Source organism: Rasiella rasia, from assembly GCF_011044175.1.
GTDB classification, from domain to species: Bacteria; Bacteroidota; Bacteroidia; order Flavobacteriales; family Flavobacteriaceae; genus Marinirhabdus; species Marinirhabdus rasia.
Genome location: NZ_CP049057.1, coordinates 2,056,882 through 2,078,205, shown reverse-complemented (window position 1 = coordinate 2,078,205; position 21,324 = coordinate 2,056,882). Strand labels below are relative to the sequence as shown.

Sequence of the window (21,324 nt, the reverse complement as noted above, 5' to 3'; positions counted from 1 at the left end):
ATTTGTGAGGCAAAACCAAAAGATGAAACCTTTAATCAGATTCGCGAAAAAACAAGACATGCCTCAAGTATTAGAGCTCATTAGAGAGTTGGCAGTTTTTGAAAATGAACCCGATGCCGTTGAGGTAACTGTGGCAGAGTTGGAAGAGCAGGGTTTTGGAACAACACCATTGTTTAAATGTTTTGTTGCTGAAATTGATAAAACCATTGTAGGAATGGCGTTAGTGTATTTTCGATTTTCTACATGGAAAGGAAAAACTGTACATCTAGAAGATTTAGTTGTAAAAAACGCATACAGAGGTAAAGGCATAGGTACATTGCTATATAACAATGTATTGAGATATGCCAATGAACACGGTGTTAGAAGAGCAGAATGGATTGTGCTAGACTGGAATAAGAACGCCATTGCTATGTACGAAAAAAGTGGAGCCGTTTTTCAAAAAAACTGGTGGCTCGTAGAAATGAGTAAAGAGCATTTAGAAACATTTACAGAGTGAAAGTATTTAAGTTTGGAGGTGCGTCTGTAAAAGACGCAGAAGGAGTTAAGAATCTTGCCCGTGTACTGCAAATCACGGAAGTAAAAGATGTAGTGGTAGTGGTTTCTGCCATGGGGAAAATGACCAATGCCCTAGAACAAGTGGTGCACGACTATTTTAATGACCTCTCCGCGTTTAAAGAATCGAAGCAGCACTTTATTTCATTTCACCATTCTATTTTAAACAATTTGTTTGCCACTACTTCTCACCCGGTATATGAGGCAGTTAATAACTTGGCGATAGAACTTTCAAAATTTTTAGATAATAATAAATCTAAAGACCATGCCTTTGTTTATGACCAAGTTGTGAGTTACGGAGAGCTTACATCTACCACGATATTATCTCATTATTTGTCAGAAATTGGGGTGAATAATACACTTTTAGACGTTAGAAATTTCATTGTTACCAACGACACCTATAGAGAGGCCATGGTAGATTGGGATGTTACGCAGCAGCGTATTGTTTCTAAAGTTTCAGAAAAAGGTATTACAATTACCCAAGGTTTTCTTGGAGCCGAAGGAAAGCACAACTTTACCACAACCTTAGGAAGGGAAGGGAGTGATTACACCGCTGCAATATTTGCCTACTGCTTAAATGCAGAGAGTGTTACTATCTGGAAAGACGTTCCTGGTGTGCTCAATGCAGATCCAAGACACTTTGCGCAAACCACATTACTCAACCAGATATCATATAGAGAGGCTATAGAATTAGCGTTTTACGGAGCATCTGTAATTCATCCAAAAACGTTGCAACCCTTACAGAGAAAAGAAATACCGTTGTATGTAAAATCATTCATGAATCCGTTAGATCAGGGTACTTGTGTCGGGAAAGGAGTAACATTAGACCCTATGGTTTCTTGTTTTATTCTGAAGAAGAACCAAGTACTTATTTCTCTGTCGTCTCTAGATTTCAATTTTATGATGGAGCACCATATTGGGGATGTTTTTAAATGGCTTCATACATATAAAATGAAAGTGGAGCTTATTCAAAACTCTGCGATTAGTTTTTCAGTTTGTGTAGATAATAAATACAACACCCTAGAGCCACTACTAGCAAAATTGAGAAGCGCTTTTAAAGTTAGCTGGAATGAAAATGTGACACTTTATACGATTAGGCATGCTAGCCCTAAGCAGGTTAAAGCAATTCTTAAAGACAAGACTTTACTAGTAAAACAAGAGAGTCGCGGTACGGTTCAATTAGTGGTAAAAGAATAACTGCCGTTTCGCTATCTTTGTGAGTAACAACAACCAATATTTTCATGGGATTAGTCACTTCAAAAGAGATTGCCAAGGCAATAAAAGTCGATAAACTAGGCTTTTTAGGCACGTTTATGGGCTGGTCTCTTATGAAGGCTCTTAGTATTTCTACATGTAATAAAATTTACAATCGCAACAAGCACCTTAGTGGTTTAGAGTTTATTAATGCACTTCTAGAAGAGTTTGAAGTAGACTTTGAAATCCCCGAAGAAGACTTAAAACGAATACCAAAAACAGGGGCTTTTATTACAATTTCTAACCACCCATTGGGAGGAATAGACGGTATATTATTGTTAAAGCTGTTGCTTGAACGACGTGAAGATTATAAAATCATTGCCAATTTTTTACTACACCGCATCGAGCCACTAAAGCCGTATGTAATGCCAGTAAACCCTTTTGAAGATCATAAGGAAGTGCAAAATAGTGTGGCAGGATTTAAAGCTGCGTTAACACATTTACGCGAAGGCTTTCCGTTAGGTATTTTCCCTGCAGGGGAAGTTTCTACGCAAAAAGATGACAGAATTATCATCGACAAGCCGTGGGAACCAGCAGCTATGAAGCTAATAAAAAAAGCTCAAGTTCCTGTTATCCCAATTTACTTTCATGGTAGAAACAGCAAGAGCTTTTATCGTTGGGCTAAAATGAGCGATACCCTGCGTACCGCAAAACTGCCAAGCGAGTTATTAACTCAAAAAGAGCGTACCTTAAAAGTTAGAATCGGTAACCCCATTTCTATCGCAGACCAAAATGAACATGAGAGCTTAGAATTATACACAGAATTTCTTCGGAAAAAGACCTATGTTTTGGCGAATCCGTTTCAGAAGAAGAAGCTTATAGACACACTGCCAAAAACCATTAAACTTCCGAAGCAACCGAAAAAAATTGCAGGCCCCGTTTCTGTAGCAGCTATGGAGGTAGAGATTGCTACGCTGCTAAATGAAGACAAACGTTTGCTGGTAAGTAAAAACTACGAAGTGTTTTTAGCACCCGCTCAGAGTATCCCAAATATTTTAAGAGAAATAGGAAGGCTACGTGAAATAACATTCAGAGAAGTAGGAGAAGGTACAAATCAGTCGTTAGATTTAGACCCTTTTGATGCACATTACCATCACATGTTTTTATGGGACAATGTCACCAAAAAGCTGGCAGGAGCATACCGTATGGGATTAGGCTCGAAGATATTTGAAACCTATGGTATAGATGGGTTTTACCTTCAAGACCTTTTTCGTTTTGAGCCTGAACTTTATGACATGATGAGTAAAAGTATAGAAATGGGTCGGGCCTTTATAATAAAAGAATACCAGCAAAAGCCCATGCCGCTATTCTTGCTCTGGAAAGGAATAGTACATACAACGCTACGGTATCCAGAACATCGTTTCTTAATAGGAGGGGTTAGTATTAGTAATAAATTTTCAGATTTTAGTAAGAGCTTAATGATTGAGTTTATGAAGTCTAATTATTACGATCCGTATATCGCGCAATATATAAATCCGAAAAAGGAATATAAAGTAAAGCTGAAAGACGCAGACAAAGATTTCATTTTTGACGAAAGCGAAGCAGATTTAAATAAATTCGACAAACTTATCGATGAGGTAGAACCAGGGGCGCTACGATTACCAGTTCTCATTAAAAAATACATCAAGCAGAATGCAAAGGTTGTTGCCTTTAATGTAGATCCGCTTTTCAACAATGCGGTAGATGGACTCATGTACATTCGCATTGCCGATTTGCCTGAAAGTACCGTAAAACCTGTGATGGAAGAATTTCAGGCAGAGTTAGAGAAAAAATACGGAAGCGGCGCAAAAATGGCTGAAGAAGAATAAATAGTTTGTACTTTAGTTGTTTCAACAACAGTTATTTATGCAACTAGCCAGAACCATAGACGAGGTTATTCTACGCCTCGATGAAATTATTATTTCTGAAACCGCAGCCAATAGCAACCTTGCCTATTTTCCCGTGCTGTATAGAAAAGTAACCCAACGAATAAAAGAAGGTATTGAAAGCAATGAGTTTGAAAACAACCATCGTATGGAGGTGCTCGATGTTATTTTTGCCAACAGGTATATTAACGCATACCAACAAATGAAGGCTGGCAGTAGCCCAACCCAAAGTTGGCAGAATGCTTTTTCTGAAGCTAAAAACGGTAAATTGCTTGTCATGCAACATCTACTGTTGGGTATTAATGCACATATAAATCTCGATTTGGGCGTGGCTGTTGCCGAAACCGTAGGTGAAGAAGGAATACTTGCCGATTTTGAAAATGACTTCAATAAAATTAACGCGATTCTAGCCTCTTTGGTAGACGATGTGCAAAATAGAATAGGTAGAATATCGCCTTTGTTTTACTTACTCGAAAAAGTTGGAAAAGGCAAAGAAGATAAAATTGTGACATTTAGTATTAATATAGCGCGCGATGGTGCGTGGCTGTTTGCAAACCAATATCACATGGCGCTAGATCGAGCAGTTGATTTAAAGCAAAGAGATGGCGTTATCGCGCTCTTGTCATCAAAGCTAACCACTACCAAAAGTAGGTGGTTGCGATGGACCATTAAGAGTATACGATGGTTAGAAAACAAGGATGTGAAACAGGTAGTGGCTATACTAAACAACTAATCTTTAAGTTTATTTAAGCTGCATTACCGCTGGAACAATAAACTCATTTAACAGAGCGTCTGTGTATCCATGAGCTTTACGGTTATTGTAATTTGTTGTTGTAAGAACAACCGTTACGTTTAATTCAGGAAATGCTACAATTTTATTCCCTCCGTTTCCTGCCATGGCGTAGCTGGAAATTAAGGTGTCTTTCCCAAAAGACTTCAACCAAAAAAGGTATCCGTAATTCATGTCTTCCCAAGCGCTAACTTTAGGTGATGTAGCCTTTTCTATCCACGATTTTGAAACAACTTGTTGCTCATTCCATGTTCCTTTTTGCAAACAAAGTTGAATAAACTTTAATAAATCACGACTTTTATAATTGCTGCCTCCAGCGGTGTTAAGAGTGCCTTTGGGCGTATAGTCTAATTTGTATTCAGTGATATTTAAAGGAGTAAGCAGATGCTCTTTCATAAACTTGTCTGCTGGAGATTTAATGGCATCTTGTACTACTTCTGCAATTAATGCTGATCCGGCAGAGCAATAACTCATTGAGCGCCCGTATGGTGAGTCTTCGGGTTTTGGAGAATAAGGATACCCTCTAACCGGTAGATCTATAAAAAACTGAGTCCAGTCTTCAACATTGTACATTCTGTTTTCATTGCCACGAGAAAATTGATCATCATCGCTACATTCTACAATAGAGCTCATTGTTAAAAGATCTTCAAGCGTAATGGCATCTTTTCTAGGGTCTGGATTTAACATGGGGCGTTCTAGCTGTAAATGTTCGAAAATTTTATCTTTTTCAGAATTTATAAATCCTTTATCTATTGCTATACCAGTAAGAAAAGTGGCTATAGTCTTTGTTGCAGAACGTGTGTTATGCATAGACTCTTGCGTTGCACCATTGTAGTACTTTTCATAAATAAGTTTTCCATCTTTCGCGATAAGTACACTAGTAATTTCTTCATAATCACCTTTGGTTATATTAGCGTCCATTGTGGTGAACAGTGAATGAGTCTTTCTGTTTTCTTCGGAAAAGTTAAGTTGTCCGAAAACGTTAGCAGACAATACAAAAACAACAAGTATGGTGATAATTCTCATAATAGTATTAGATTGATGAATGTCAAATCTATGCGAATCTCAATACTTAAAATAGAATGAAATTAACATTGGGCAAAATTTCGTCTAAATTCTTTAGGTGTTTTGTTAAAATACATTTTAAAAGTTCTCGTAAAATGACTTTGATCTGAAAACCCGCAGAGATAAGAAATTTCAGTTAACGTAAGTGTTGCATTACACAAATAACCCAGAGCCATTTTAATTTTTTGCTGCCTCATATAATCTCCCAATGTAGTGTGTAGATATCTTGGAATAGCTCTAGAGAGATGCGCGGGGTGTACTCCTAAAGTTTTAGATAGATACTGAAGCGATAAGGGTTCTGAACAATCGTGCAATAACTGCTTAAGATGAGATAACCATTGAGGTGGCGATACAGAATCTTCTATTTGGTCTTTTTGAGTGTGTTCACACAATTGAAGTAATAATAAAGCGATGGTTACTTCAGAATACATATCTTGACACTTAAATTCGAAATATAATTTGGCCATAATATGGTGTAATTTCGGATTTTCTAGTGGGCGACTTCCTTGCCACATCTCAACATCTAGTTTTTTGTTTTCAAACCAACCGCGTTCAAATTCTATATGAAACCCCCTCGCGTGGTGAGATTCTTTTGTATTACAATGCGCTTCATCCCAGTTGTGAAGTAAAAGACTTCCTGGCGGGCATAGGGTGGTATTTTGCTTGTTAATATCTAATACGTTACCGCGTAAAACATACATAAAATAGGGGTTTTCATGTAGATGCCATTCGGTACGAGGAATTATGTAGTCATATTCAGATAGTACAATCCCGCTAGAAAGTGTTTCAAATTTTTTATTTCCGTAGTAGGTACCTTTGGTTAGAATCTTCATGTTTGCTCACGAGCTTTAGTGATGCTATGTTTTAAACGTTTTATTTAGATTATCTGTATTCAGGATTCTCAAAATTCCATCGTGTGCCGTCATCCCAATCGCCTCTAGAGTTTCCGTAGGCGGGATAGCCTTTTTGGTCTTTCAATATTTTGGCCAGATGTAGCAAATTGTACGTCATAAACGTCGTATTTCGATTGGTAAAATCGTTGTCTTTAGCGCTACTTTCTTCATCATTATAGCTCGGTCCAGGCCCAGCCTCACCTATCCACCCACAATCTGCTTGTGGAGGAATACTATAACCAATATGTTGTAAGGCGTATAGCGTGCCCATTGCAACATGTTTAATACCGTCTTCGTTTCCTGTAATAATGCACCCTCCTACTTTTCCGTAGAAATAATACTGACCTTTATCATTTCTTTTTCCGCTTTCGCCATACAATCGTTCTATAAGCTTTGTCGCTACAGACGATTTCTCTCCTAACCAGATAGGTGTTCCAATCACTAAGATATCTGCATCTTCAACTTTTTTCCAGATTTCGGGCCATTCATCTTTTTCTACGCCATGTTCGGTCATGTCATGATATACGCCGTAAGCAACATTGTGATTTACAAAGCGTAAGTATTCTACCGTAACACCTTCGGCGCGCATGATATTTATAGAGACATCCATTAACGCTTTGGTATGGCTCATTTGCGGGCTGCGCTTGAGGGTACAGTTTATGTAAAGTGCTTTAAGGGAACTAAAATCAGGTTTAGAAGAAGCCATAGTATCTTGTTTTATCTTCAAGATACGAATTATAAGCGCTACAGCTTACATAAACTTAAGATGTAATAAGATAATAGTAATGACAGCAGGGAGTGCCTGAATAAAGAATATTTTTTTTGAAACCGTAAGTGCTCCATAAACCCCAGCTATGGTAACACAACTTAAAAAAAACAAGGCTATATTAAAATGCCATATAGCATCATTGATAAAATAGGTCCAAATAAGTCCTGCTGCTAAAAAACCATTGTAGAGCCCTTGATTTGCAGCCATAGATTTTGTTGGTTCGAATAAGTTCTTCGGAAAGCCCCTAAAAATTTTAGGTCCTTTAGTAGTCCATGCAAACATTTCGAAATACATAAAATACAGATGAAGAAAGGCAATAAAACCGATAAGAATCGAAACAAGAATCTGCATATGTTTTGAGATTGGTTTGTATAAACTTACGACAATATTCTTGTATTTACTGCCGTATTAAGAAGTATGATGCACAGTGAAACACCTGTCCACTCCATTAATTAGGTGATTACAACTAGCAGCATTTAGCTTCGGTGGTTTCAAAAAACTCTTGAAACAAACTTTTTAGCTCATTAAGCTTTGCCACGTTGATGCGGTAGTACTGACTCTTACCTTCAAATTTACTTTTCAGTAACCCTACCTTTTTTATAACTTGTAAATGCTGTGATGTGGTTGGCTGAGAGAGTTTAATTTTTTCTGAAATATCCTTACAAAGGCACCCTTCACAATCTCCAATATAGTTTATAATAGCCACACGTGCTGGGTTACTTAATACTTTTGCGTAGTCTGCAATTTTATTTGCTTGTAGCGGATGGATATGTCTTTTTGTAACACCCATATTCTTATAATGTTAAATTAGTAACCCCTGCACCTCAAAAAGGCAATCTGTTTTCTATAACCAAATAAAAGGGTTATTGCAATATAGCGATGTAAATCTTTATTAAAAAAGCTTTCAATAGTATTTTTGAAAGCTTTTTTAACGTATAGCTGAATCCTAATCCTAGTTTTGTTAAGAATTTAGGACTTATTCAATGTATATTAAAACCAAGGTTTTTTGTTTACCTGATAGGTTTCGTAAAATTCCTCATCGCTCTTGGTAAGGTAAATAATTCCTTCTACAAGACCAATGATAATAGGAATGTACATAGTAAAAGCACCAATAATGATGCACATTAACGGAAACGAAATTAAGAGAATACCTAATAAAATGAGTCCTTCTTTTGTATAGCCCAAAATAAACTTATGTGCTCCAAATCCGCCAAGAAAAATACCGAGTAACCCAGCTAACATTTTTTTATTGTCGGCCGGGGGAGGTACTGGCGTATTCGTATTTTCATTCCAGCTTTCTTGCTGTGTTTTTTGTTCTTCTTCCATAGTGCACTATTAGAACCAACCTTTTTTACCTACTTGGTAGGTCTGATAGAACTCTTCATCACTCTTAGTTAAGTAAATAATACCTTCAATAAGACCAATAATACCACCAATTCCACAAGTAATAACGGTAATTACAATTTGAATAATCCCTTCTTGGGTGTATCCTAAAATAAATTTGTGGATTCCTAAAGAACCAATTACGATTCCTAGAATTCCAGCTATCATTTTCTTGTTCTCGCCGTTTTGAGTAGCCTCATTCCAGCCTTCTTTAAAATCGTTAGCCGCTTTGTTCGCTTCGTTTCCTAGATTTTCTGCAGCATCTCCTATGCTGTCTTTAGTGTTATCGTTGTTTTCAGACATTTTGAATATATTTGGTTGAGGGTTAAATGTATAACTATTTTACCAAAATGTAAAAACTAGTTATTAAGTTTTTCTGCAATTTTTTTGATATCATCAATGTTTGAAGCACTTACTATGCCTTCAATGAAGTAATTAGGGTTGTGCATACCCACTTTTGGTTGGCTAATTAAAGTTTGTGTCTTTTTTGCTGCTGAAAAGTGAATCATTTTAAAACCAGCTTCTTTAAAAGACAAGCAGTTGGCTGCAGTAATACCTCCTCCAGGCATAATTTGAATCGTTTGATCTGAATCGTTTAGCAATTTTTGAAGGAGACTTATTCCCTTCAACGCTGTGGTTTGTTGCCCTGAAGATAACAAGCGTGTAATGCCCAAATGCTGAAGTTGCTTAAAAGCTAAAATAGGCTCTGCACACCAGTCAAAAGCGCGATGGAAGGTGAACTCCATAGTAGCTGTGGCGGCAATTAGTTCTTTGGTTGCTATCGTGTCTATAGCATGCTCTTGAGTAAGTGCACCACTCACAATACCATCACAGCCAAATTCTTTACACGTTTCTATATCCCGCAACATGACGTCAAGTTCTGTTTCAGTATAAGTAAAATTTCCGCTTCGAGGCCTTATAAGTACATGAACTGGGATGGTTAATTCTGTTAGTACTTTTTCTAGTAAGCCAAAAGACGGAGTAAGCCCTCCTACCGATAGTTCTGTGCATAATTCAATTCGGTCTGCACCAGCGTCTTGGGCAGCTTTGGCACTCTCAAAACTATTTGCACATATTTCTAGAATCATGCTAAAATACTTTCTTAACAGTTTGTTTGCGCTCTGTTCTCTATAATTAATGGAACAATGCCCTCTTATTCAAAAGCACTATCTACGGGTTCCCAAAGCTCTATTTTGTTACCGTCGTTATCCATAATGTATCCAAATTTGCCATATTCAAATTCTTGAATATCTCCAATTACTTCTACGCCTTCGGTTTTTAGCACTTTTAGTAATTCAACTAAATTTTCAACTCTATAGTTAAACATAAAGTCTTTTTTGCTGGGTTCATAGTAATTTGTGTCTTGGACAAACGGACTCCATTGGGTAGAGCATTTATTGCCATTTTCGTCTTTCCACCAAAAAGTACAACCCCAATCATCTGTGTTAAAACCTAAATGATTTTTATACCATTCTTTTGTGGCGTTCGGATCTTTAGTTTTAAAGAACAATCCGCCAATGCCTGTTACTCTTTTCATTTTAATTCAGTATTTAAAATTACACGTGTTGGTCTATTAGTATGGTATTGCCATCTGGATCTACTACCACGCAGCTCGCAGGTCCGGTAGTACTAGCATCGGCCTCTGAAATTAAAGAAATTCCTTCAGCTTTTAAATGTTTCTGAATATCCCTAACATCATCAAAACCCGTTACTTTTTGAGCGTCTTGGTCCCATCCCGGGTTAAAGGTGATAATATTATTTTCAAACATGCCTTGAAATAACCCTACCAAAGCATCTTCATTCTTCATGATGAGATAATTTTTTTCTAGGTCTCCTGCAAAGACAGTGAATCCCAGCAATTCATAAAAGGCTTTCGATTTGTGAATGTCTTTCACAGCGATACTAATGGAAAATGCTCCTAGTTTCATAGTAATAATGGTTAAGGTTTATTTTTTCTTTACGGCACTCTCGTAGGTGTCAATCCACTCTTGGACCGTCATTTTTGTGGCGAGTTCTGCAATAAGATTATATGGAATATCATCTACTTTCTTGAACCGCACACAGCTCTTACCCATATCTAATTTGTATTTGCAGTGCTTAGGGTATTCTGCTACAAACCAATCTAACAATTCTTTTTTAGCGTAGATGCCACTATGATATAGGGCGATAAAATTTTTCTGAGATGCAACGTTTATAAATGGCAATGGCGTTTTTGGGTCGCAATGATATCCATCTGGATATACCTCGTGCGGCACATAAAACCCAATCATTTTATAGAGAATTCCTTCTTCAAAACCTTTGGGAAGGTTCTTGGCAATGGTTTGGCGTATTTTTTCTACCGGTCCTTGACGGTCTTCTGGCAATTGCGAGATATAATCTGCAACAGAGTTTGCTTGGTATTGCATGTTTCTTTATTTACGTTGTAATATAATGGCTGAAATTAGTGAAATTATAAATCCCATCATAGCAACTGCGGCAAACATCATAAAAGCCATGAAACCAGAGCCTCCATATTCTTTCATTTGTTGCTGCAATGCCTCTTTTTGAATTTTAAAGTCTTCAGGGGTTAAGTTTGCTTTCATATCGGCAATCATCTTGGCTTCATATTCTACCGCAAAATCTGGATTTATTACAGTTGTAAAAAGGTAGTCTATAACTCCAAAGCCCACTGCGGCAAAGAATGAAATAAGAATTCCTATGCCCAATGCTTTTAAGAATGAAACCTTACCATTGTTTTCGTGGTCTCGATAATAACGTATTCCGAAAAACACAAAGATTAGAGAGATAGCCATAGAAGTATAGCCAATAATTTCTTGTACTGTATAGTCTAAACCTTTCCCTAACAATAGAGCTAATGCAAATAATCCCGCGGCAGTACCAAGCGCATATAAACCATATTTTAAAACAGTATTTTTCATATGTAGTTTACTTTTTTGATATGTCAAAAGTATTTTAAACAGTGCTTTTACGGCTCATACTAAAGTACCAAATTGTCTCCAACTAAAGTGCGAATCACCCAATTAGGCAATAATTTGCATTGCTTTTGCTTTTTGTATTGCTTGCGTTCTGCGTTTGGCGTCCAATTTCAGAAAAAGATTTGAAACATGAGTTTTCACAGTGCTTTCTGAAATAAAAAGCTGATTTCCAATTTCTCTATTTGAGTGTCCTTCGGAAATTTTAATCAATATTTCATACTCCCTATCGGTAATTCCTAGTTTAGCAATGTGCTCTGTTTTTATAGCTTCTGAAATGGTATTCGTTTCATGATTCGACTTGTTTTTTCGATTCCAGTAAATTCCGAAGAAAAAGAAAATTATAGCAATACTTCCAATGACAATTTCGGTAGTTAGATTCCCTGAAGTTATTGAATAGGTGCTAATCTGGAATAGTGTAAGCACCCCAATAATTAAGGCTCCAAATATAAACACCGTCTTTTTCATATTAATTTTTTGAGAACGCCTCTGTTATTTTGTCTACTATTGTCTGCGCTAATTTCACTTTGCTCTCTTTAGTCCAACCCGCAACGTGCGGACTTAAAAGAACATTAGGCATGGTGATGAGTTTTTGAAATTCTGTAGGCATTTCAGAAGTAAAAAGCGACTCGAACGAACCTTTTTCATACTCTAAAACATCGAGCCCAGCACCTAGTACTTTGCCATTTTCTAAAGCGGCAACCAAATCTTTTGTTACAACACTTTTTCCCCTAGCGGTGTTTAGTAGCCAAAAGGGTTTTTTACATTGTTCTATAAAGTTAGCGTCAATCATTTTATCTGTTTCGGGTGTCCAGGGAGTATGCAGGCTTATTACATCTGCCATTTCCTGAAGGGTTTTTAATGAAACCTGTGTAGCATTTTTATTTCCTACCTCTTCTTTTATGTCATAACAAAAAACAGTGCAGTTAAATCCTTTTAGCTTTTTTGCAAAACTTTTACCCATGTTCCCGTATCCTATGATACCAACAGTTTTTCCGTCTAGTTCTAGTCCGCGATGCGCTTCTCGTTGCCAGTGTCCAGACTTTACGCTCTCGTCTGCGCTCTTTAGTTTATTAAATAGTGAGAGCAGCATGCCGAGTGCATGTTCACCCACGGCGTTTCTATTTCCTTCGGGTGCGGCAAATAATTGTATGCCTTTGCTTTCTGCATAAGCGATGTCTATACTTTCTAGTCCAGCGCCTACACGTGCAATAAATTTTAAATTTGTGGCAGCGTCGAGAAAAGTAGCATCAATTTTAAATCTACTGCGAATTACGACTCCGTCATAAGAAGCTATTAGCTCTTCAATTTCTGTTTTGGATGCGGTATAATTTTCGGTGTTAGAAAACCCGACTTTTTCTAGCTGTTCTAAGAGTAGCGGGTGGTTTTTATCGAGATGAAGAATTTTCATACATTAAAAGTAGAAAAACAGAAGCGGAAAAGCGAAGAAAATGTGAATTAGGTTCACGTAGTTTTGTACTCAATTCACAAAATTTAATACAGGTTATATTTTAGGATACTGAGTTTGGGTCTTTTCATGCTTCACTTCACCTGTATGAGCGGTACTCAGCTTTTCAAATAACAAAAGATGTACTTCTTCACCGTTGGCAGTTGTCGGGCAATGTTCAATGCCCTTTGGTACCACAATGATTTCGCCTTGATGCACCGTCTCAGACCATTCGGTTGTAGGGTCTTGTGCTTTTCTAAAACGCATTTGTAAAGTCCCTTTTTGAACAAAAAACAATTCATCTTCGTTTTTATGACTATGCCATACAAACTCACCAGAAATCTTGGCAAGAATAACCTGCATATCGTCTACCGTTGCAATTTGATGTGGGTGCCACTGCTTGCTAAACCGATTAAATTTCTCTTTTACATTAATAGGCTTCATGTTGTACCGTTTAGTTTGTTAGAAAGAAATGTTTTTACCTTGTAAAAATTCTCCTCGCCTACCTCTTCGATATTTATTGCGAAATAGGCTGGAATTCCGTAGTTCACTAAAAAGAGCAAGGTGTTGTCAATTTGTTCGCATGAAGCAATTGTTGTATAGTCTTGAGTTATTTCAACCATTGCATCTTTATAGTAAAATTGGTTTTCACCAAATCTATAATGCGTAATGTCTTGTTTGTTTTTTCCATATAAAAACTCCCACATTTCATAATATTCTTTTTTACTCTTTCTTCGATAAATGTATACAGAGATAATGTTGGTGACGTAAAAAATTACGGCACCAATTAAAATATACCCGAATACATTTCCTTGAGATATAAGTAAAAGCGCCAAGGAAATAAAGATGAAGGACCATAGTATGTTTCGCTGATTTTGCGTGGTCTTTTTTCGCCACGTAAACTCAAAAATAAGCTCTTTTTGTTTTGAATTGATGGATTGATTAAAAGGGACTTCTAATTGAATCATAGAATGATTTTACATAAACAAAGTACTAATTTCTTCTGTAATTCTAGCAGGGCGCTGACTTTCAATTTCAACAAAACACCAGAGGGTCTTTGCGGTTACCAAAATTTTCTGGTCCGACATTCTAGTGATTCTATATTCGCGTTCACTTTTTACTCCTTTGGCTGCAGTTACCCAGGTTTCAACGAGTAGTTCTTCACCTTCAAACGAAGGGTTTTTATAAGAAATTGTATGTTCTAAAACTACCCAAAAATGACTATTCTTAAAGGCTTCGGGAGCTTTCGTAAACCAGTGCTTTTCAGCAACATCTATACACCATTGCAAATAAGCAATATTGTTAACATGTCCATTTTCATCTATAGCAGACGCAGGAACAATACGTTTTTCTGAAAAAATTTTCAAAATCCTAAAATAATTTTTGCAATGTAGAAAAATAGAAAAATTCCGAAGATATCATTGCTAGTAGTAATAAACGGACCGGTAGCAATGGCGGGGTCTATACCTCTTTTGTCTAAAATAATGGGCACAAAAGTTCCTATTAGCGCTGCAACAATGATAACAGAAAGCATAGAAACTGCAATAGTAATGCTTACCAATTGGTCCTGACCCACAATAAAGCCAAACAAAATAACCAATAAACCTAATGCACAACCATTAATAAGTGCTAGTCCAACCTCTTTTATAAGTCTGTTAAACAAGCTGCCTTTTACATTGTCGTTTGCCAAACCTTGTACAATAATTGCACTAGATTGTACACCAACGTTTCCTGCCATCGCGGCTATAAGTGGGGTGAAAAAAAATAATACAGGAAAGGAATTAAGGGCTTCTTCAAACCCTTGCATAATGTACACACTTCCTAATCCTCCAAAAAGTCCTAAGACTAGCCAAGGCAGACGTGCTCTAGTGAGTTGCCAAACGCTGTCATCTGCTTCAACATCTTGCGAGATACCCGCAGCCATTTGGTAATCTTTTTCGGCTTCGTCTTTAATAAAATCTACAATATCGTCAATGGTAATTCTACCCATTAGAACCCCGTCTTCATCTACAACAGGAATTGCTTCAAGGTCATATTTTTGCATGATACGTGCTACTTCTTCATTTTCGGTATGGACAGTAACGTAGTCAACTTTCGGAATAAATACTTCGGAAATTTTAGTTTTTTCACTTGCCGTTAAAAGATCCTTAAGCGATAGTCTCCCCGTTAATTTTCCTTCTTTGTTAGTTACGTAGATGGAGTGAACACGTGTTACATTTTCAGCCTGTCTGCGCATTTCTCGAACACATCCTGCCACGGTCCACGTTTCTTTTACCTGTACTAACTCTTTTGCCATGAGCGCACCCGCTGTGTCGTCATCATACGCAAGAAGCTCTACAATGTCTGCCGCTAGCTCTTCATCCTGGATTTCTTCAATTACTTTTTGCTGAACATCATGGTCTAATTCTGCAACAACATCTGCCGCATCATCGGTATCCATTTCTGCAAGCTCTTCGGCAATTTCTGTAGGTGAAAGACGGTCTAAGATTTTTTCCCGTACATCGTCGTCCAACTCCATAAGAGCTTCAGAGGTAAGATCACTTGCAAGTAATTTAATAAGGTAGGTAGCATCGTCGCTATCTAGTTCTTCTAAAATTTCAGCAATATCAGCAAAGTGAAGTTCTTGAAGGAGTTCGCGCAACGCATTACCATCTTTTACGGTAATGAGCTGTTCAACACTTTGAATAAAATCAGTTGTTAGTTGAAACTGCATCGTTGGCTATCTTTTGGGTGAGCGAGATAAATTCAGAAACTGAAAGTTGCTCAGGTCGCTGGCCAAAGATAGTATCTTCTTTTAGTTTATCAGAAAGATTGAAAGATTTTAAACTGTTCCGCAAGGTTTTTCTGCGCTGCTGAAAGCCTGTTTTCACTACTTTAAACAATAGTTTTTCGTCACAAGGAAGGTGGTAATTATCTTTTCTTATAAGTCTTAACACGCCGCTATCTACTTTTGGAGGCGGATTAAAAACACCAGGTTTTACTGTAAAAAGATATTCGGCATCATAGAATGCTTGGGTAAGTACAGATAAAATACCATAGGTTTTATTGCCTTCTTTGGCACAAATACGCTGTGCCACTTCTTTTTGAAACATACCTGTAAACTCCGGAACATAGGCACGCTGCTCGATTGCCTTAAAAACTATTTGTGTAGAGATGTTGTAAGGAAAGTTTCCAGTTATAGCAAAAGGTTCTTCTCCAAATATATCAGTAAGATCAGATTTTAAAAAATCGGCTTCAAGGATCTGAAGATTCTCATTGGGGTAATTGTCTATTAAATATGTAATAGAATCACTATCTAAATCCATTGCCACCAACGAGATATCTTTGTCAACAAGGTATTTGGTGAGCACTCCCATACCAGGGCCAATTTCTAAGACATTTTTATAACCGTTTAAGGTTAGGGTGTTCGCTATTTTTTGGGCTATTTGTTCGTCTTTTAGAAAGTGTTGCCCCAAATGTTTTTTTGCACGAACCGTATCTCGTTTTTCTTCGGAAGAATGAGGAGCACTGTTAGGATAATGTTGTCTGGATTTTGACACTAGTTCTGAAAATTTACGGTGTACTCATCTATGACTTCCAACTCGGTTCTAAACGCTAGCATTTTATCTGCAAACTGTTGCAGCCCTTCTTTTCGCATTCGCTCTGCATCATTTTTATAGTAGGCATCTAATGCTTCTCTCGATTTTGCTCGATACTGAACAGAATATGTGGTGCCGCCCATGTCTTCTTCTACAAGAACTTGAGTAAGTTTAGCTTCGGTAAAGTGTCCTGTTGCTAAAACCTGTGGAATATGCTCTTTAATCCAAGTGAGCCAATTTTCTTGTATGGATGCATCTACATTTATGGTAACATTATAAATAATCATTGTGTTTCTTTAAGGTGTATTGTCTTCTAAAAAGTTGTTTACAACAACCAAAAGATCTTTTTGTTTTTGTAATCTAAATCGAAGTGAGTATTGGTAAACAGACAAGTAGTTTCTAAAGAGTTTGTTAGAGTAAATAGTTGCGGCCTGCGGTTTACTGGTCACCAAGTCAAAATTTTCTGTTGCATACGGAAGGTAATTGTTAAGATATGCGGTGCGCGTAGACATATCTACACCTTCTAACCATTTATAGTATTCATATAAACTTATAATATCCGTCTGCATTTGGGTGTTGGTCATAAATCGAATGTCTCCAGTCTCTACCATCGAGTTGTAGGCATTTTTCTTAATGTAGAGATAATCTAAAGCCATCAATTCCATCGATAAGATATGGGCTTGTTCTATGCTGAAACTTTCTTTGCTTGTAATTGTGATAAGCGAATCTAGTTTGTGTAATAACATTTCCGAAGTGTTCATTCCGGCCTGAATCTGCTTCTGATTAAACAACGTTTCTTCTAGCACATTCTCGGCGTGAGAAGAGACAAGCGCTTGTTCTTTTTTGTCTTCTCTACATGTATTAAGCTGAAAAGCCAATAATATACCAATTACTACAACAATGAATTCTAGAAAGTGATTCAGCCAGTCTATTTTTTTTGTTCCGCGCATAGTTTGAAAATTTCTAACCTACAGAATTGCTGTACTATTTCTTGTTTACTCTATAGCGTCGCCACGGAGCATTCTAAAACGTTTACGTGCTTCCACAAAGTAAATGCTATCGGCAAAGTTGTAAATAATTTGCTCGTAGTATTCTTTAGCCTTCAATGGCATGGCTAGCTGGTTGTCGTACAATTTGGCTAGACTAAAATAGGCGTCGTCTGCCAAAATATCTTCTTTGTATAGCTCTATAAGTTTGAGATAGTTGGCTTCTGCCTTTTCAAAACGTCCCATCTTTTCGTAAATCTTTCCTTGCTTTAGCAATACTTCGTCTTCAATTTTTTCGCCTTTGTGATTGAGTAGTATATCGTCTAATACACTAATTGATTCTACATCTTTGTTTTGAAGTGCTAACAAATCTGCCCTAGCGAATTTTTTTAATGCGGTTTGCGTAGAGTCTTCTAAAGAATTGTCGCGTATCATTAAACTAAGTTCCATCGCATCATTTGCTATAAGTTGAGAAGCCGATTTCTTAAGCACATCTAGTTGTACTTGAGCCCATTCAAAATCTCCTTTGTAATAACTTGTTTTTGCAACTTTAAAGCGGGCCTCTTGTGCCAATACATCGCTTTTTACCTTTTTCTGAATTTGAGAATAATAAATAAGCGCCTGATTAAATTGCTCGCTATAAACTAAGATGTCGGCAAGTTCCATCTTTACCCGTGCTTCTTGGTAGCTGGTCATTTCTTTTTTTGCCAAGAGTTTTAAATTTGCAATAGCTTCGTCTTTCTGACCCAACGTGAATGCCAAAAAGTGATTATAGTCTATTTGAAGAAGGTATGTTTTTCTATCTTTTCCGAAGGTGTCAAACAGTGTCTGAAATTCGGCAACTACCGCATCATACTCTTTTTCTGTAGCAGTTTTTAGACGTATTTTCATTAAATACTGGTAGTTTCTTAGTCGTTCTTCTGGAGTAGAAGATTGCTCGATGGCATAGGTAAATATCATTTCAGCATTTTCAAAATCGTTATCATTCATGGCTATAAAACCAAGATCAACAATACCTATTAAATCATCTTCGCTACGCTTGTAAATAGCCTTTTCCTGAATAAATGCTTTTTTATATTCTTTTTGCTGAATAAATAACCAGCTAAGTAATTCATTGTATAAAACTGCCGGATTCTCTTGTAATCTCCTAAGTAAGGTTTTACGTAACAATGTGTTTGCTTCGCTATTTGGATCTTCACTTACGTACATGCTAAAATTTCGTTGCGCAATGCTTCGAAATGACGGATTGGATTGAATAAGATTGAGGTAGGTGTTAAACATTTTTTCCAACTTTCCTTGCTCTCCATATATGCGTGCCAATTGGTTGTTAAAGTTTATTCCTGGATCAAGCTGCATAGCCTTTTCATAAGTAATTACAGCTTCGTCTAACAGACTATAGGCTTCAAACGATCTACCAACATTGTACGCGTGGTTCGGACTCACATTTAAAAAGTCTATTGCTTGCTGGTTGTTTTGAGCTGCTAAAGAATCTTTTCCTTGTAGCGAATAATTATGCCCTAATTCTACATACAATTGCGGCAATTTTCTCTTTGAGTTTAGTTGCTTGCGCAGTAAATCTTCAGCTGTGTCAAACGCCTCTAACTGTTGGTGAGTCTTTACCAGAGCTAACATATAGTCTATTCTGTTAGGGTTAACGTTCACCAACTTTTTATACACTGCTGCTGCTTTTTCATACTCTCCTTGCTCAAAGTAGTTTTTGGCTAAGGCTTCGCTTTGGGCGATGCCCGATACCGAGAATAAGAAGAAAAATAATAGGAATAGCGTGCGCATAGGGTAAAGATAACGTTTTTAATATCTTTTTAGCATTCAAGAATTAGACCGAAAAGTTAATGAATCTCAGATTAGTTAAAGAAAAAATCTTTTAAACCAGTTAAGATACTTTGTACCGCGTATGAAGCAAGAATAAGCCCCATAACTTTACTGATGACGGTAATTCCATAGGCTCCAACTCTTTTTTGAACTGCGTTTGCGGCTAGAAGTAACAGTGCTGTAATCACAACTACCACAAATACTAACACCGCTGTTAAACCTTGTTGTTGTATGGTGTATAGATTATTATCTGTCATTAGCACAACAGCCATGATAGCACCCGGAGAAGCAATTGAAGGTATTGCCACCGGAAAAATTGTAACGTGCTTGTAATCTGAAATTAAATGTTTTTCCATTTCAGGCTTACCATCACCAAAAATCATAGTAAGTGCAAACAAAAACAGAATCACCCCACCCGATATTTGAAATGCATCTAATGAAATGTCCATTCCTTCTAAAATGAGTTGCCCGATTACTATAAAAAACAGCAAAATAAAAAAGGCAATAACGCTCGCGCGAATTGCGATTCTCTTTTTATACTTTTCATCAAAGTGCTTTGTGGCTTCTAGATATACTGGCACAGAACCAAGCGGATCTATTACTGCGATTAGAAATAATATGGTGGTTAAAATTTCAGACATTTTAGTCTATCATGTCAAAACCACAATACGGCACTAACACCTCAGGTATTTTTATTCCGTTTGGGGTTTGATAGTTTTCTAAAATGCCAGCTAAAACACGTGGCAAAGCTAACGAGCTTCCGTTAAGGGTGTGTGCTAACTTATTTTTTCCATCGGCATCTTTAAAACGTAATTTGAGTCGGTTAGACTGAAACGTTTCAAAATTTGATACAGAAGAAATTTCTAACCAACGATCTTGAGCAGTACTAAAAACTTCGAAGTCGTATGTGAGTGCTGAGGTAAAACCAAGGTCGCCACCACAAAGACGTAAAATACGATAAGGTAATTTTAATTCGCGCAATACATCTTTTATGTGCTCCACCATACCGTCTAGCGCAACGTAACTATTGTCTGGATGTTCAATTCGTACAATTTCAACTTTGTCAAACTGGTGCAATCTATTTAGGCCCCTTACATGAGCGCCATAACTTCCAGCTTCTCTTCTAAAGCAAGGCGTATATCCAGTACATGCTATTGGCAGGTCTGAATGCGCTACTAAATCGCCGCGAAACATATTGGTAACAGGAACTTCTGCGGTTGGGATAAGGTACAAATCGTCTTCGGTGGCATGGTACATTTGCCCTTCTTTATCGGGTAATTGCCCTGTACCGCGCGCAGATTCTTCATTAACCATTAGTGGTACTTGATATTCTGTGTAACCCGCCTCGGTATTTTTGTCTAAAAAATAACTGATTAAAGCACGTTGTAACCGTGCTCCTTTCCCTTTGTATACAGGAAATCCCGCACCAGTAACTTTTACACCTAATTCAAAATCAATGATGTCGTATTTTTTGGCCAACTCCCAGTGAGGTAGTGCTTCGCTATCTAAGGTTGGAATATCACCCTCGGCAAACACTTCTTCATTATCATTCTCGTCTGTGCCTGCTGGAACCAGCTCATTTGGGATATTAGGAATGTTATACAGCAAATTTTGAAGCGTGTCTGTGGCTAGGTTTAATTCTTCTTGGAGTTGCTTCGAATCTTCTTTTAATTGCGTTGTTTTTTCTTTAAGCAGAGTTGCTTTCTGCGCTTCACCGTTTTTGTAAAGCATTCCAATTTCTTTAGAAAAAGTATTGCTTTGCGCTAAGGTCTCATCTAGCTTTGCTTGTGTAGCTCTACGTGTTTCATCTGCTTTTAGAATAGCTTCAATATCTGAAGCAGCATCTAAACCACGTTTTTTTAAGGCGTTAATGTAAGTGTCTTTGTGGGCGCGAATGTCGTGTACTTGTAGCATTTCCGTAGCAATTTTAAGGCGCAAAG

28 protein-coding genes are annotated in these 21,324 nt (G+C 37.3%); 4 read left to right on the top strand and 24 right to left on the bottom strand.

Annotation, left to right across the window (positions count from 1 at the left end; genetic code table 11):
* Positions 1-22: 22 nt before the first annotated feature.
* The 4 genes from G5B37_RS09365 to G5B37_RS09350 are packed head-to-tail and all read left to right on the top strand — an operon-like array spanning position 23 to position 4,404.
* Complete coding sequence (locus tag G5B37_RS09365; RefSeq protein WP_164679773.1) at positions 23-496, top strand: GNAT family N-acetyltransferase; 474 nt, start codon at positions 23-25, stop codon at positions 494-496.
* Complete coding sequence (locus G5B37_RS09360) at positions 493-1,749, top strand: aspartate kinase (RefSeq protein WP_164679772.1); 1,257 nt, start codon at positions 493-495, stop codon at positions 1,747-1,749. Before G5B37_RS09365 ends, G5B37_RS09360 begins: the two co-directional genes overlap by 4 nt.
* Positions 1,750-1,793: 44 nt before the next feature.
* On the top strand, positions 1,794-3,614 hold the full coding sequence (locus G5B37_RS09355; protein WP_164679771.1) for a GNAT family N-acyltransferase: 1,821 nt from the start codon (positions 1,794-1,796) through the stop codon (positions 3,612-3,614).
* A gap of 37 nt (positions 3,615-3,651) precedes the next feature.
* Positions 3,652-4,404, top strand: coding sequence for a DUF5995 family protein (locus tag G5B37_RS09350; RefSeq protein WP_164679770.1), 753 nt, complete (start codon positions 3,652-3,654; stop codon positions 4,402-4,404).
* A 9-nt stretch (positions 4,405-4,413) separates the two neighbouring features.
* Here the strand turns inward: G5B37_RS09350 and G5B37_RS09345 are convergent, their stop codons facing one another.
* The 24 genes from G5B37_RS09345 to serS all read right to left on the bottom strand — a co-directional run bounded on the left by G5B37_RS09345 (position 4,414) and on the right by serS (position 21,298).
* Positions 4,414-5,487 (bottom strand): serine hydrolase domain-containing protein, encoded by a 1,074-nt coding sequence (locus G5B37_RS09345; protein WP_164679769.1) that lies wholly within the window; start codon positions 5,485-5,487, stop codon positions 4,414-4,416.
* A gap of 62 nt (positions 5,488-5,549) precedes the next feature.
* Complete coding sequence (locus G5B37_RS09340) at positions 5,550-6,359, bottom strand: helix-turn-helix transcriptional regulator (RefSeq protein ID WP_164679768.1); 810 nt, start codon at positions 6,357-6,359, stop codon at positions 5,550-5,552.
* 49 nt (positions 6,360-6,408) lie between these two features.
* Positions 6,409-7,125 (bottom strand): flavodoxin family protein, encoded by a 717-nt coding sequence (locus G5B37_RS09335; RefSeq protein ID WP_164679767.1) that lies wholly within the window; start codon positions 7,123-7,125, stop codon positions 6,409-6,411.
* A 45-nt stretch (positions 7,126-7,170) separates the two neighbouring features.
* Positions 7,171-7,539 (bottom strand): DUF1304 domain-containing protein, encoded by a 369-nt coding sequence (locus G5B37_RS09330; RefSeq protein ID WP_164679766.1) that lies wholly within the window; start codon positions 7,537-7,539, stop codon positions 7,171-7,173.
* 115 nt (positions 7,540-7,654) lie between these two features.
* The gene (locus tag G5B37_RS09325) at positions 7,655-7,978 is read right to left on the bottom strand and encodes an ArsR/SmtB family transcription factor (protein ID WP_164679765.1); all 324 of its coding nucleotides are present in this window, start codon (positions 7,976-7,978) and stop codon (positions 7,655-7,657) included.
* Between the two features lie 200 nt (positions 7,979-8,178).
* Positions 8,179-8,430, bottom strand: a complete 252-nt coding sequence (locus G5B37_RS09320; RefSeq protein ID WP_263649865.1) for a TM2 domain-containing protein — start codon at positions 8,428-8,430, stop codon at positions 8,179-8,181.
* Between the two features lie 93 nt (positions 8,431-8,523).
* Complete coding sequence (locus G5B37_RS09315; RefSeq protein WP_164679763.1) at positions 8,524-8,874, bottom strand: TM2 domain-containing protein; 351 nt, start codon at positions 8,872-8,874, stop codon at positions 8,524-8,526.
* A gap of 56 nt (positions 8,875-8,930) precedes the next feature.
* Positions 8,931-9,659: a copper homeostasis protein CutC gene (locus G5B37_RS09310; RefSeq protein WP_164679762.1), complete on the bottom strand. Its 729-nt coding sequence runs from the start codon at positions 9,657-9,659 to the stop codon at positions 8,931-8,933.
* Between the two features lie 65 nt (positions 9,660-9,724).
* Positions 9,725-10,108: a VOC family protein gene (locus tag G5B37_RS09305; protein ID WP_164679761.1), complete on the bottom strand. Its 384-nt coding sequence runs from the start codon at positions 10,106-10,108 to the stop codon at positions 9,725-9,727.
* Between the two features lie 19 nt (positions 10,109-10,127).
* Positions 10,128-10,499: a VOC family protein gene (locus G5B37_RS09300; protein WP_164679760.1), complete on the bottom strand. Its 372-nt coding sequence runs from the start codon at positions 10,497-10,499 to the stop codon at positions 10,128-10,130.
* An 18-nt stretch (positions 10,500-10,517) separates the two neighbouring features.
* Positions 10,518-10,976: a DUF1801 domain-containing protein gene (locus tag G5B37_RS09295; protein ID WP_164679759.1), complete on the bottom strand. Its 459-nt coding sequence runs from the start codon at positions 10,974-10,976 to the stop codon at positions 10,518-10,520.
* Positions 10,977-10,982: 6 nt separating this feature from the next.
* A complete protein-coding gene (locus tag G5B37_RS09290; protein ID WP_164679758.1) occupies positions 10,983-11,489 on the bottom strand; it encodes a DUF4199 domain-containing protein in 507 nt (168 codons plus the stop codon).
* 102 nt (positions 11,490-11,591) lie between these two features.
* Entirely contained in the window at positions 11,592-12,011 is a 420-nt protein-coding gene (locus G5B37_RS09285) for a response regulator transcription factor (RefSeq protein WP_164679757.1), read from the bottom strand.
* A gap of 1 nt (position 12,012) precedes the next feature.
* A complete protein-coding gene (locus G5B37_RS09280) occupies positions 12,013-12,954 on the bottom strand; it encodes a 2-hydroxyacid dehydrogenase (RefSeq protein ID WP_164679756.1) in 942 nt (313 codons plus the stop codon).
* 93 nt (positions 12,955-13,047) lie between these two features.
* Positions 13,048-13,434, bottom strand: a complete 387-nt coding sequence (locus G5B37_RS09275) for a cupin domain-containing protein (protein WP_164679755.1) — start codon at positions 13,432-13,434, stop codon at positions 13,048-13,050.
* Positions 13,431-13,958, bottom strand: a complete 528-nt coding sequence (locus G5B37_RS09270) for a hypothetical protein (protein WP_164679754.1) — start codon at positions 13,956-13,958, stop codon at positions 13,431-13,433. The genes G5B37_RS09275 and G5B37_RS09270 overlap by 4 nt, the downstream gene beginning before the upstream one ends.
* 9 nt (positions 13,959-13,967) lie before the next feature.
* A complete protein-coding gene (locus tag G5B37_RS09265; protein ID WP_164679753.1) occupies positions 13,968-14,357 on the bottom strand; it encodes an acyl-CoA thioesterase in 390 nt (129 codons plus the stop codon).
* Positions 14,354-15,703 carry a magnesium transporter gene (gene mgtE, locus G5B37_RS09260; protein ID WP_164679752.1) on the bottom strand — a complete coding sequence of 450 codons (1,350 nt, stop codon included), beginning with the start codon at positions 15,701-15,703 and terminating at the stop codon, positions 14,354-14,356. The genes G5B37_RS09265 and mgtE overlap by 4 nt, the downstream gene beginning before the upstream one ends.
* Positions 15,681-16,529, bottom strand: coding sequence for a 16S rRNA (adenine(1518)-N(6)/adenine(1519)-N(6))-dimethyltransferase RsmA (gene rsmA, locus G5B37_RS09255; protein WP_164679751.1), 849 nt, complete (start codon positions 16,527-16,529; stop codon positions 15,681-15,683). Before rsmA ends, mgtE begins: the two co-directional genes overlap by 23 nt.
* Complete coding sequence (locus tag G5B37_RS09250; RefSeq protein WP_164679750.1) at positions 16,529-16,855, bottom strand: DUF4286 family protein; 327 nt, start codon at positions 16,853-16,855, stop codon at positions 16,529-16,531. Before G5B37_RS09250 ends, rsmA begins: the two co-directional genes overlap by 1 nt.
* Positions 16,856-16,864: 9 nt before the next feature.
* Positions 16,865-17,518: a hypothetical protein gene (locus G5B37_RS09245; protein ID WP_164679749.1), complete on the bottom strand. Its 654-nt coding sequence runs from the start codon at positions 17,516-17,518 to the stop codon at positions 16,865-16,867.
* Between the two features lie 45 nt (positions 17,519-17,563).
* Positions 17,564-19,345: a tetratricopeptide repeat protein gene (locus G5B37_RS09240; protein ID WP_164679748.1), complete on the bottom strand. Its 1,782-nt coding sequence runs from the start codon at positions 19,343-19,345 to the stop codon at positions 17,564-17,566.
* A gap of 71 nt (positions 19,346-19,416) precedes the next feature.
* Positions 19,417-20,025, bottom strand: coding sequence for a MarC family protein (locus G5B37_RS09235; RefSeq protein WP_164679747.1), 609 nt, complete (start codon positions 20,023-20,025; stop codon positions 19,417-19,419).
* Position 20,026: 1 nt separating this feature from the next.
* Positions 20,027-21,298 (bottom strand): serine--tRNA ligase, encoded by a 1,272-nt coding sequence (gene serS / locus G5B37_RS09230; protein ID WP_164679746.1) that lies wholly within the window; start codon positions 21,296-21,298, stop codon positions 20,027-20,029.
* Positions 21,299-21,324 lie beyond the last annotated feature (26 nt).

What these genes read in the sequence shown, in the direction of transcription:
- G5B37_RS09365 (WP_164679773.1), top strand. Translation starts at nt 23, where the DNA reads ATGAAACCTTTAATCAGATTCGCGAAAAAACAAGACATGCCTCAAGTA.
- G5B37_RS09355 (WP_164679771.1), top strand. Translation starts at nt 1,794, where the DNA reads ATGGGATTAGTCACTTCAAAAGAGATTGCCAAGGCAATAAAAGTCGAT.
- G5B37_RS09350 (WP_164679770.1), top strand. Translation starts at nt 3,652, where the DNA reads ATGCAACTAGCCAGAACCATAGACGAGGTTATTCTACGCCTCGATGAA.
- G5B37_RS09345 (WP_164679769.1), bottom strand. Translation starts at nt 5,487, where the DNA reads ATGAGAATTATCACCATACTTGTTGTTTTTGTATTGTCTGCTAACGTT.
- G5B37_RS09340 (WP_164679768.1), bottom strand. Translation starts at nt 6,359, where the DNA reads ATGAAGATTCTAACCAAAGGTACCTACTACGGAAATAAAAAATTTGAA.
- G5B37_RS09335 (WP_164679767.1), bottom strand. Translation starts at nt 7,125, where the DNA reads ATGGCTTCTTCTAAACCTGATTTTAGTTCCCTTAAAGCACTTTACATA.
- G5B37_RS09330 (WP_164679766.1), bottom strand. Translation starts at nt 7,539, where the DNA reads ATGCAGATTCTTGTTTCGATTCTTATCGGTTTTATTGCCTTTCTTCAT.
- G5B37_RS09325 (WP_164679765.1), bottom strand. Translation starts at nt 7,978, where the DNA reads ATGGGTGTTACAAAAAGACATATCCATCCGCTACAAGCAAATAAAATT.
- G5B37_RS09320 (WP_263649865.1), bottom strand. Translation starts at nt 8,430, where the DNA reads ATGTTAGCTGGGTTACTCGGTATTTTTCTTGGCGGATTTGGAGCACAT.
- G5B37_RS09315 (WP_164679763.1), bottom strand. Translation starts at nt 8,874, where the DNA reads ATGTCTGAAAACAACGATAACACTAAAGACAGCATAGGAGATGCTGCA.
- G5B37_RS09310 (WP_164679762.1), bottom strand. Translation starts at nt 9,659, where the DNA reads ATGATTCTAGAAATATGTGCAAATAGTTTTGAGAGTGCCAAAGCTGCC.
- G5B37_RS09305 (WP_164679761.1), bottom strand. Translation starts at nt 10,108, where the DNA reads ATGAAAAGAGTAACAGGCATTGGCGGATTGTTCTTTAAAACTAAAGAT.
- G5B37_RS09300 (WP_164679760.1), bottom strand. Translation starts at nt 10,499, where the DNA reads ATGAAACTAGGAGCATTTTCCATTAGTATCGCTGTGAAAGACATTCAC.
- G5B37_RS09295 (WP_164679759.1), bottom strand. Translation starts at nt 10,976, where the DNA reads ATGCAATACCAAGCAAACTCTGTTGCAGATTATATCTCGCAATTGCCA.
- G5B37_RS09290 (WP_164679758.1), bottom strand. Translation starts at nt 11,489, where the DNA reads ATGAAAAATACTGTTTTAAAATATGGTTTATATGCGCTTGGTACTGCC.
- G5B37_RS09285 (WP_164679757.1), bottom strand. Translation starts at nt 12,011, where the DNA reads ATGAAAAAGACGGTGTTTATATTTGGAGCCTTAATTATTGGGGTGCTT.
- G5B37_RS09280 (WP_164679756.1), bottom strand. Translation starts at nt 12,954, where the DNA reads ATGAAAATTCTTCATCTCGATAAAAACCACCCGCTACTCTTAGAACAG.
- G5B37_RS09275 (WP_164679755.1), bottom strand. Translation starts at nt 13,434, where the DNA reads ATGAAGCCTATTAATGTAAAAGAGAAATTTAATCGGTTTAGCAAGCAG.
- G5B37_RS09270 (WP_164679754.1), bottom strand. Translation starts at nt 13,958, where the DNA reads ATGATTCAATTAGAAGTCCCTTTTAATCAATCCATCAATTCAAAACAA.
- mgtE (WP_164679752.1), bottom strand. Translation starts at nt 15,703, where the DNA reads ATGCAGTTTCAACTAACAACTGATTTTATTCAAAGTGTTGAACAGCTC.
- G5B37_RS09250 (WP_164679750.1), bottom strand. Translation starts at nt 16,855, where the DNA reads ATGATTATTTATAATGTTACCATAAATGTAGATGCATCCATACAAGAA.
- G5B37_RS09245 (WP_164679749.1), bottom strand. Translation starts at nt 17,518, where the DNA reads ATGCGCGGAACAAAAAAAATAGACTGGCTGAATCACTTTCTAGAATTC.
- G5B37_RS09240 (WP_164679748.1), bottom strand. Translation starts at nt 19,345, where the DNA reads ATGCGCACGCTATTCCTATTATTTTTCTTCTTATTCTCGGTATCGGGC.
- G5B37_RS09235 (WP_164679747.1), bottom strand. Translation starts at nt 20,025, where the DNA reads ATGTCTGAAATTTTAACCACCATATTATTTCTAATCGCAGTAATAGAT.
- serS (WP_164679746.1), bottom strand. Translation starts at nt 21,298, where the DNA reads ATGCTACAAGTACACGACATTCGCGCCCACAAAGACACTTACATTAAC.